The organism is Comamonas sp. NyZ500 (assembly GCF_016772095.1).
GTDB classification, from domain to species: Bacteria; Pseudomonadota; Gammaproteobacteria; order Burkholderiales; family Burkholderiaceae_C; genus Comamonas; species Comamonas thiooxydans.
Genome location: NZ_JAEIJE010000038.1, coordinates 1 through 8598 on the forward strand (window position 1 = coordinate 1; position 8598 = coordinate 8598).

Sequence of the window (8598 nt, forward strand, 5' to 3'; positions counted from 1 at the left end):
TTGGCCCGAACCCAGTAGTGGTCCCCGTTCTTGCGCCGGTTCTTGACCAGTGCGCTCCAGGGCTCGCCGCTTTTGAGAGTGGCCCACATATCGGCAAAAGCGGCCGGGGGCATGTCCGGGTGGCGCACCAGATTGTGCGTCTGGCCGAGGATCTCTTGCGGCTCGAAGCCGCTGACCTCCATGAACGCCTGATTGGCATATTTGATGTAGCTCTCCGTGTCCGTGGTGGACATCAGAGTCGCGTGCTCATCAAAGCTGTACTCCCGCTGAGTTACCGGTGCGTTCACTCTCATATGTGCCTTCTGTAGTCAATGGCCTGACAAAACGGGATGCCGCCCAGTTGGAGTGAAGCCGGTACGCCTTGGGCACCCGTGCGATCGCTCCTTGAGCGCTTGTTCGTGTCAAGTGCTTACATATTCATTGACTTGTTTCAATTTTTGAATAGATATCAGATCTGATGTATCTAACTAGCATCTAATCAGATCTGATTCATCAAATCATCTTGATGGCTCTGAATTAATTTGATACAAGTCAATTTACAAATTCTGGATTCTTCTTGTTCGGCAACCAGGAGAGGCTCATGGATGCAATGGTCAGCACCAGCTACAGCATGGAATTGGTTGTACTGTCGTACGCGATTTCAATGATCGGCGCCTTCATTGCGCTGATCTCCGCCAAGCGACTTGAGCCGGAGGTTGATGACCGCCAGACCTATCTGATGAGCCTCGGCAGCACAGGAATTGCTCTTGGCGGCATTGGCGTTTGGTCGATGCATTTCATTGCCATGCTTGCGCTGCGCATGGACCTTGGGACCGGCTACTCGATATGGGAGACCGGCGTTTCGCTCATTGCCGCAGTGGCAATCTCGGCTCTGGCTTTTCATATCGTGGCTCGCAATCCGCGCAGCATTGGTCGCTTGCTGTTGGCCGGATCAATGCTTGGGCTGGGTGCCGTTGTCATGCACTACCTAGGCATGTATGGCATGCGTTTTGGAGGCCACCTGGAGTGGGACTATGAGCGAATCGCCATGTCTGTGCTTATTGCTCTCGTGGCTGCAACTGCGGCGCTGTGGCTGGCATTTCATACCGAGCAGACAAGCATGCGCCTGCTTGCTGCGGCGATCATGGCCCTTGCCGTTTGTGCCATGCACTACACGGGCATGAGTGCTGCCGAGTTCATTTGCACGACGGAGAATCGCCTTGCGATTCCTTCGGGGAGGTATGTGCTTAGCGCACTCGGACTGCCGATGGTGGTGGCTGTACTGGCCCTGGGCATGTCGATGGTTCTGCTGATGGACTTGGCGCTGGTATCTTTCCAAAAGAGCAGCACAAGAGCAGGCATCCCTCGCAAATGAATTGCGGCAGCAGACTGGTGCCCTTTGTTATGGAGCTTGCTTCGCATTGCGCCACCATCAATCTCGACCTGTCTCGTTGGCATGTGTCGCCCGATGACGAGCAATCGGCCCGTTGATCACCACTCCGGCTCTGTCTGCAAGGAATAGGTTATGAGTACCTGGCTTGAGACAAACACGATACCGGCACCAACCGCATCTATGCAACGCTGAAAAGTAAGAGGCAATCTTGAAACACCTGCTCGGATGTTTTCTTTATCACAGTGAAATCGCCAGTGACGCCAGTACGAGCTGTGTCGCAGATATCACCAGAGTCTCACGCCGCTTCAATGAGGCCCATGGGATCACAGGGATCCTGATTTTTGACGGTCAGCGCTTCGTTCAATACATGGAGGGCCCTCAGCAGCAGGTGATTGCATTGGCCAAAAAGATATCCATGGACAATCGCCATACCAATTTCACCCCGCAGCACGAGGCAAGAGGTATAACGAGTCGCCTTTTCTCCGGTTGGAGCATGGCATACCTCTCGGTAGAAGATGCCGAGCCGTTGGCCCAGATGTGGGTTGTCGACGGAGATGCCGCGATGAGTTGCCTGCAGCAACTATTGCCAATGCTGGATGCTGCCTAGCAGCTCCATTCAAGCGCCTTGTTGCTGAAGCAATCTGATTTGCGCCGGCTCGAAGATCGTTCCGAGACCGCCGCCTACCGGCCGGCAACGCAATTTCAAACTGCTTTCATTCACTCCATGCAAGACAGTTCTTCTTCAATATCGCTTTGCAACTGACGCGGCGAAACGACTATCCCTTGCATTGCTGGCGTTGGGAATACGGCCGCAAGCATGCCGTCCTTTTCCATACCAGGAAGCCAACGACTCAGGAAATGGTGAACATCGATGCTTGCAGGGGAATTGCCGGCCCATTCGCCAACTGCACAAGCAATCGCGTAATCGGGATGTGGCCAAAAGGGGGCCACAGGATTTCCGTTGCTGTCCGAGGCTGTCACCCATCCACCCTCATTTCTCAGTCCCCACACCAATTGCCAGTCCGATACTCGGCCGATGAAATGCCGATAACGCTGATGACTGGCAAGTGCCGATACCGCTTGGAACTGTTGTCGATTGAGTGGATATGACTTTTCCATCTGAGAACTGGCGCTGGATGAGTGAGGCATTCTGTCACCAGGTTGGAGCCGGAGGGCCAGTCGCTTCAGCAATGACGAATTGGCGACAGCACCGATGCATATGCCCGCTGTGGATCGAACAGTGGCAGCCGCAACCATGGGCGGACGGAAGCGGACTGCCAGCAGATCGTCTTCTTGACGGCATTGAGTCCAGATCCGCCTCACCGACTCAGCTACCCGACCACTGCCGCCCTGCTCTGCCCTACGCTTATGGCGGCCGACAGCCAGTCAGACCGGTATGGGTACCATGACCATCGAGGCTGCGCCGCATCCACCCTGCCCTTGATGACGCATCCGGACCGAAGGGTCCGGACCTGTTCGCCACGCCTATGCGGCCCCTATAGCCTGGCTATCGGCAATCTCGAAGCAGCTCTCCCCGGCAAAGATATTCGTCAGGGCGGCCTTCAGTTCCTCGTACTCGCCTGCTGAAAGATCAAAGGCGATGGACATTTGCTTCGGCTCATCCATGTCCTCCTCCGCCTCGCGTTTGAACGTGAGCTCCGCACCGCTACGTTTCAGCACAAACCGCTCAATGCCGCCATAGCGAGGTCTCTGCTGCCCACACCACTCGACATGGTAGGTATCCATGCCCAGTTCTTCATCCTGCTCGTCCTCATCCTCTTCGAAGGAGCGTTGGAGCATCAGGTAATGTTCGGTCTCGTGCTTCTTGTCGGCAAAGCCGATAAGGTGGCAGAAGTCCTCCGGGTCTTTGGTGACGATGCAGGCTGCGCGAAAGGAGAAAGTGTTCATTTGGATGTTCTTGAGGGTTCAGGGCAGCGACAGGTTTGGAATCCGGATCCTATGGCGGGAAGGCCCTGATCACGAGCGTCGTGGATCGACTGGCAGCAGCCTCCCGGCGTTTGCAGAGCATTTGCTGCAACGGATTCATTGCTGCTTGATGCTTGACTTGCTCAGTTGATGAGCATCGACGCACCGGCTCGACTACTGGCTGCTCCAAGATGGATGCTGGTTATTGACGGAGCAGCCGTGATGTTCTGTGGACAGATTATCTGGGACCTTCTTGCTACCTGGTCCACAGGGCCGAGCCCCCGAGCTAAAACCCGATGCTCTTCAGCCTTCAGTCCCTCTGACGGAGGTCAGCTCAAGATCATGTGCCGCCGCTGCTTTGGTCCGGCAGCGGTTGCCCACGCTGGAGACTTGGCAACAGAAGAGCCAGTGTGCACCAATTGATGGCCCCGATGCAAAAGGCAGTGAGCTCCTGCCTCGCCGATGGCAGACATCGGTACTGGCGCAGCAAGGATAGATTCGATCAAACTACTTTCAAACCTCTGGTCGCTGCATCCAGGCCGCACAATGAGCCTGAATACTCTGGCAAACCAACGACAAGGAACGGCTCAATGGCTTGTCCTTGCGCAACACCATCGCCAGTGTTCGCTGCAATCCAGGTGTTAGCGGGCGTGAGACCAGGTCATCGCGGCCGCCTCGCCCCTGCATGGCCATGCGCGGAATCACGGCATAACCCAGGCCTATGGCCGCCATCTCCTTGAGCGCTTCGACGCTGTCAAGCTCCATCTGAGGATGCGGCAGTTCACCGGCACGGCGCAGCCAGGCATCGACCACGCCGCGCGTGCTAGCTGATTTCTGCAAGGCAAGCAGAGGCAGGGATCTCAGCTCTGGCGCAGCCACCGCATCGCCCGGCATCAGCATCTCCGGGCTAGCTACGGCCACCAGCTCGTCGTGCAGCACGGGAGTGGCCAGCAAGGCGCGGCGGTTTACCGGCAAGGTGACCAGGGCAAGATCCAGACTGTTGTCCTCTACGCGCTTGACGCATTCCTCGGTATTGCCCGTGACCACCACGATGTCGATGCCCGGATGGCTTGCCTGTATCTGGCGCAGCACAGCAGGCAGAAGATAGAGACACACGGTCAGACCCGTACCTATACGCACCTGCCCATTCACCTCGCGCGCATGGGCACTCAGCGCATGGGCCAGGCCTTCCAGTGCCACGCTCACGGCAGGCAGTTGCTCCAGCAAGGCCTTCCCGGCAGCCGTCGGCACAGCACGCCTCCCCACGCGTTCTATGAGGCGTGTGCCGAGATGGCGTTCCAGTTGGCGCACTTGCAGGCTGACCGCCGGCTGGGACAGCTGCAACAGCTCCGCCGCCTGCGAAAAGCTGCCCTCCTGAACGACCAGGCAAAAACTCCTCAACAGCATCAAACCAGGGGCATTAGCCAAAGTTTTACTAATACCTTGCATAAACATCAAAAGATTCCTTATTGGTAAATCTCGGGCGAAGATTACCCCATGCAGAACGCTCCTACTTGCTCCCCCCTTCTTGCCCCGGCTCTGCCACCGATCGACGGCGACCGCCTGTGGCGCCGCCTCGAAGACCTCGCCAAATTCACCCGGGCCGACATGCCCTGGACCCGCCGCGCCTTCAGCGCGGAGTACCAGGCCGCACGCGTCTGGCTGCGCGAAGCTTTTAAAGCCGCGGGCCTGCAGGTGCGCCTGGATGCCGCAGGCAACCTCATCGGCCGCCGTCCCGGCCGGTGCGATGACCTGAAGCCTCTGGCCACGGGCTCGCACACCGATACGGTGAACGCCGGAGGACGCTTCGACGGCATTCTGGGTGTGCTGGCAGGGCTGGAAGTGGCCCATGCCCTGCAGGACGCGGACATCACGCTGAAGCACCCCTTCGAGGTCATAGACTTCCTCTGCGAGGAGCCCAGTGACTACGGCATCTCCTGTGTGGGCAGCCGCGCCATGGCCGGCCAGCTCAGCGCCGACATGCTGGCCGCCCGCGACGACCAGGGCGACACACTGGGCCAGGCCCTGCAGCGTCTGGGCGCCCGCCCCGAAGCCCTGGCCGATGCCGATCGCCGGCAGAACGGCTTTGCGGCCTTTGTGGAACTGCACATCGAACAAGGGCCCATGCTGGAGCGCGAAGGCCTGGACATAGGCGCCGTGACCGACATCGTGGGCATACGCCGTGCTCAGCTGTTCTTCGAAGGCCGGCCCGATCATGCGGGCACCACCCCCATGAATGAACGTAGCGATGCTCTCGTGGCTGCATCAATAGTCATACGCCAGGCCCAGCGCCTGGCGCTGCAATGGAGCCGCAGCACACCTCACTACGTGGTTGCCACGGTAGGTCGCATGAACGTCTCCCCCAACGCCAGCAACACCGTGCCTGGCCAGGTGGACCTGACGCTGGAGGTGCGAAGCAACCATGCCCCCCTGCTGCAGGAGTTCTGGGAAATTCTGGCGCGGCGCTGCGGCCCGGCCATCGGGCGATTGGGCGTGAATTGGCGCGTGGAGCCTCGCACCCATGTGGACCCTGTTGCCTGTGCGCCGCTGATTGCTGCTGCCGTGGAGCAATCCGCCCAGCGCCTGGGTCTGGGCTGTCGACGCATGCCGAGCGGTGCCGGCCACGATGCCATGTACCTGGCTCAGACCGGACTCTCGGGGATGATCTTCATCCCGTGTCTTGATGGACGCAGCCATAGCGCAGTGGAATGGGCTTCGCCGGGTCAGATTCTGGCCGGCACCCAGGTGCTGGCCGCTACCCTTCTGAACCTGGACGAGCAAATGGACTAGCAGCAATCACGAATGTGAATGGATCAGGCTTGGCCTGGTCCCTGCCAGTCATGCGCAAATGGGTTCTTGCTGGGTTCTTGCGCATATTCTGGGCTCACCATGCAGAAATGATCAGCTTTTCACGCTCCCACTGCAGGCCAGGAGCGGTCATGAAAACTGGACTCCAGGCCCAAGTGCTACTCGGATTCGGATGGCGCAAGTCGATTCAAAATCAATTCATACTGAGCCAAGTCGGCAGGTGCGAAGCAACAGAAGACAACTTCTTCAATTGGCGAATGTTCCGACAGACTTTCCTGGACGGTCCTGACGGCCACTTGCGCAGCCAATTCAATCGGGTATCCATATATACCGGTGCTGATGCTTGGGAAAGCAATCGAGGCAACCGACTTCTCCTGCGCCAACTCCATGCATCGGCGATAGCAGGCGGCGAGCAGTTCTGCTTCTCCGCTTTTCCCTCCTCTCCACACAGGTCCGACGGTGTGGATGATGTAGTGGGCAGATAGGCGATAAGCCTTGGTCACCTTTGCATTGCCAGTCTTGCAGCCCCCGAGCAGCCGACATTCATGCACAAGGTCTGGACCTGCCGCACGATGGATTGCACCATCGACGCCACCTCCGCCAAGCAGAGACGAATTTGCTGCATTGACAATCGCTCCCACATGAAGCTTTGTGATGTCAGAGCAGATGGCATGAAGGCGTGTGGGCATATGTGTACGGCGAAAGAGCGGGAAGGCAGCTGATGCTGCAATGGCGAGCCAGGTTTGTAAACGCGTTGCCTGCGTAAGTACCGAAATGCGATGCAGTTGTGCGCGGCCACGTCCCCAAAGTGCCTGGAATCAGGAAGATCGCTATTTTGAGCGATCGTGACCGTTGCGACACTTCTGTTCCTCCTGGCATCCGATTGCCTGCACTGGGTCGATCTGCGGCTTTCGCAGTATGGCCAGAAGCGGACTCTTCTGTGATTGATCGCCAGTTTCTCCGAACTAGCCACTGCCTGGCGCCTGAACGACAGCAAACCCCACAACACCAGTCCTTGGGCTCCATTTGTCCCGAACGGCTGCCTGGCTGGACGCTCGACAGCGCGGCTCGCAGCGACATCCTCATGTCGACCTGTGGCAGTCGTTGAACCTCGAATATCACTTGCACGGGATGCACTGCGAAGCAACGTCTTGGCGGCTGAGGCCAGCTAAAACGCGGCATTGAGAGTCATGCACCGAACGAAGCATGGGTGGGTGGTGCGAGCTGCAGCGCAACGAAAGCTCGTCGTCGCAACTCTATTTCGTCATCTAGCTAGCGTTTTACCGCAAGGGAAAGCACCAAGCAAAAGCACCGTTTTTTTTCTTGAATTACTTATGAAAAATAAACAAAATTCATCCGAAATTGATTATGAAAAATACCCAAATAAGTACTGATAGGAAGCAAGCCTTGGCAACTCCCTGAACATCAAAAAGAGCACGCCGCACCGACTCGATCGAGCACCGGACCGAACGCTGCAACAGCTCCAGCCAGAGCTCTTCGCCCGAAGTTTTCCAAACAAACGCTTGAACTGTGCCCATGGCACGGCAAGGAGGTGCTGCGCCTAAAAAAGTCTATGACTCCACGGATATCCACGAATCTGAGCACTACGGCAACGGTAGCGCCAGGCTCTGTGCGACGCAGGGTCCGAGGTTGACTACAAAAAGTTCGTCGGTCTGGACCATGAAACCGTGGTTCCTGAAGCTGCCAAGCAGTTCCCTTCTTGGGCTCAAGAGCGCTTTGTCGGACAAGCCGCAGCCAGCAACTGCCCTGCTTCTTGAGAACAGGATTCTTGCAACCGAGGGGTAGGTCGCGTACAGCCAGTTCGCGCCCTGCTGCCCACCTGCATTCGATGCAGCAACTGAAAAAGGAGGACGGCAGCAAAGAAATAAAAGCATGGAGACTTCTTGTAATTCAAAGATTCATATAACGGAGACAAAGTTGTTTAGAAAAATAGCAAGCACATTTGCGCTGATGAGCCTGGGAGGGCTCGCACACGCACAATCATCTGTCCAGATCTACGGCATCATGGACACGGCCGTCGAAACCATGAACAACGTGGGCGCAACCAAGTCCAGCCTCACACGCATGCCCAATCTGACGGGCAGCGTTCCATCGCGCCTGGGCTTTCGTGGCCGCGAGGATCTGGGAGGCGGATTGAGCGCATCCTTCACGCTGGAGATGGGTATCGGCCCCGACAGCGGAGCTCTCAACCAGGGCGGTCGTGGTTTCGGCCGCCAGTCCTTCGTCAGCCTCAACGGCCCCTGGGGATCGCTGGGGCTGGGCCGTCAATACACCATGCTGTTCTGGTCCGTACTCGACGCTGACGTGATCGGTCCGAGCCTGCACAGCATGGCCAGTCTGGACAACTACTTTCCCAATGCACGTGCCGACAATGCGATCTCCTACAAGGGCACGTTCTCGGGCCTGACGGTCGGCGCAACCTATAGCTTCGGCCGCGATGCCGTCAATGCGGGCCCCAGTCCCGGCGGTAC

The 8598-nt window shown here is 57.8% G+C and carries 9 protein-coding genes; 4 read left to right on the top strand and 5 right to left on the bottom strand.

Annotation, left to right across the window (positions count from 1 at the left end; translation table 11 throughout):
• The coding region (locus tag JAO85_RS25180) for a PAS domain-containing protein (protein ID WP_202789015.1) at positions 1-293 on the bottom strand (293 nt) is incomplete at its 3' end.
• 287 nt (positions 294-580) lie between these two features.
• Between JAO85_RS25180 and JAO85_RS25185 the strand changes: the two genes are divergently transcribed.
• Positions 581-1354: an MHYT domain-containing protein gene (locus tag JAO85_RS25185; RefSeq protein ID WP_202789282.1), complete on the top strand. Its 774-nt coding sequence runs from the start codon at positions 581-583 to the stop codon at positions 1352-1354.
• A 226-nt stretch (positions 1355-1580) separates the two neighbouring features.
• Positions 1581-1979, top strand: a complete 399-nt coding sequence (locus tag JAO85_RS25190; protein WP_054075658.1) for a BLUF domain-containing protein — start codon at positions 1581-1583, stop codon at positions 1977-1979.
• A 110-nt stretch (positions 1980-2089) separates the two neighbouring features.
• Here JAO85_RS25190 and JAO85_RS25195 read toward each other — a convergent pair whose 3' ends face one another.
• The 3 genes from JAO85_RS25195 to JAO85_RS25205 all read right to left on the bottom strand — a co-directional run bounded on the left by JAO85_RS25195 (position 2090) and on the right by JAO85_RS25205 (position 4705).
• The gene (locus JAO85_RS25195; RefSeq protein WP_237735009.1) at positions 2090-2521 is read right to left on the bottom strand and encodes a DUF2750 domain-containing protein; all 432 of its coding nucleotides are present in this window, start codon (positions 2519-2521) and stop codon (positions 2090-2092) included.
• A 336-nt stretch (positions 2522-2857) separates the two neighbouring features.
• Positions 2858-3280 carry an Imm10 family immunity protein gene (locus tag JAO85_RS25200; RefSeq protein ID WP_202789283.1) on the bottom strand — a complete coding sequence of 141 codons (423 nt, stop codon included), beginning with the start codon at positions 3278-3280 and terminating at the stop codon, positions 2858-2860.
• 531 nt (positions 3281-3811) lie between these two features.
• Complete coding sequence (locus JAO85_RS25205) at positions 3812-4705, bottom strand: LysR family transcriptional regulator (RefSeq protein WP_237735010.1); 894 nt, start codon at positions 4703-4705, stop codon at positions 3812-3814.
• Between the two features lie 90 nt (positions 4706-4795).
• Between JAO85_RS25205 and JAO85_RS25210 the strand changes: the two genes are divergently transcribed.
• Complete coding sequence (locus JAO85_RS25210) at positions 4796-6088, top strand: Zn-dependent hydrolase (protein WP_202789285.1); 1293 nt, start codon at positions 4796-4798, stop codon at positions 6086-6088.
• Positions 6089-6264: 176 nt separating this feature from the next.
• Here JAO85_RS25210 and JAO85_RS25215 read toward each other — a convergent pair whose 3' ends face one another.
• Positions 6265-6795, bottom strand: coding sequence for an O-acetyl-ADP-ribose deacetylase (locus JAO85_RS25215; protein WP_012838544.1), 531 nt, complete (start codon positions 6793-6795; stop codon positions 6265-6267).
• A 1249-nt stretch (positions 6796-8044) separates the two neighbouring features.
• Between JAO85_RS25215 and JAO85_RS25220 the strand changes: the two genes are divergently transcribed.
• On the top strand, positions 8045-8598 hold a 554-nt coding region (locus JAO85_RS25220; protein ID WP_202789286.1), incomplete at its 3' end, for a porin.

Bases quoted from the DNA above. Each gene is read 5' to 3' on its own strand.
- JAO85_RS25210 (WP_202789285.1), top strand. From the start codon at position 4,796: ATGCAGAACGCTCCTACTTGCTCCCCCCTTCTTGCCCCGGCTCTGCCA.
- JAO85_RS25205 (WP_237735010.1), bottom strand. From the start codon at position 4,705: ATGCTGTTGAGGAGTTTTTGCCTGGTCGTTCAGGAGGGCAGCTTTTCG.
- JAO85_RS25195 (WP_237735009.1), bottom strand. From the start codon at position 2,521: ATGCCTCACTCATCCAGCGCCAGTTCTCAGATGGAAAAGTCATATCCA.
- JAO85_RS25215 (WP_012838544.1), bottom strand. From the start codon at position 6,795: ATGCCCACACGCCTTCATGCCATCTGCTCTGACATCACAAAGCTTCAT.
- JAO85_RS25200 (WP_202789283.1), bottom strand. From the start codon at position 3,280: ATGAACACTTTCTCCTTTCGCGCAGCCTGCATCGTCACCAAAGACCCG.
- JAO85_RS25185 (WP_202789282.1), top strand. From the start codon at position 581: ATGGATGCAATGGTCAGCACCAGCTACAGCATGGAATTGGTTGTACTG.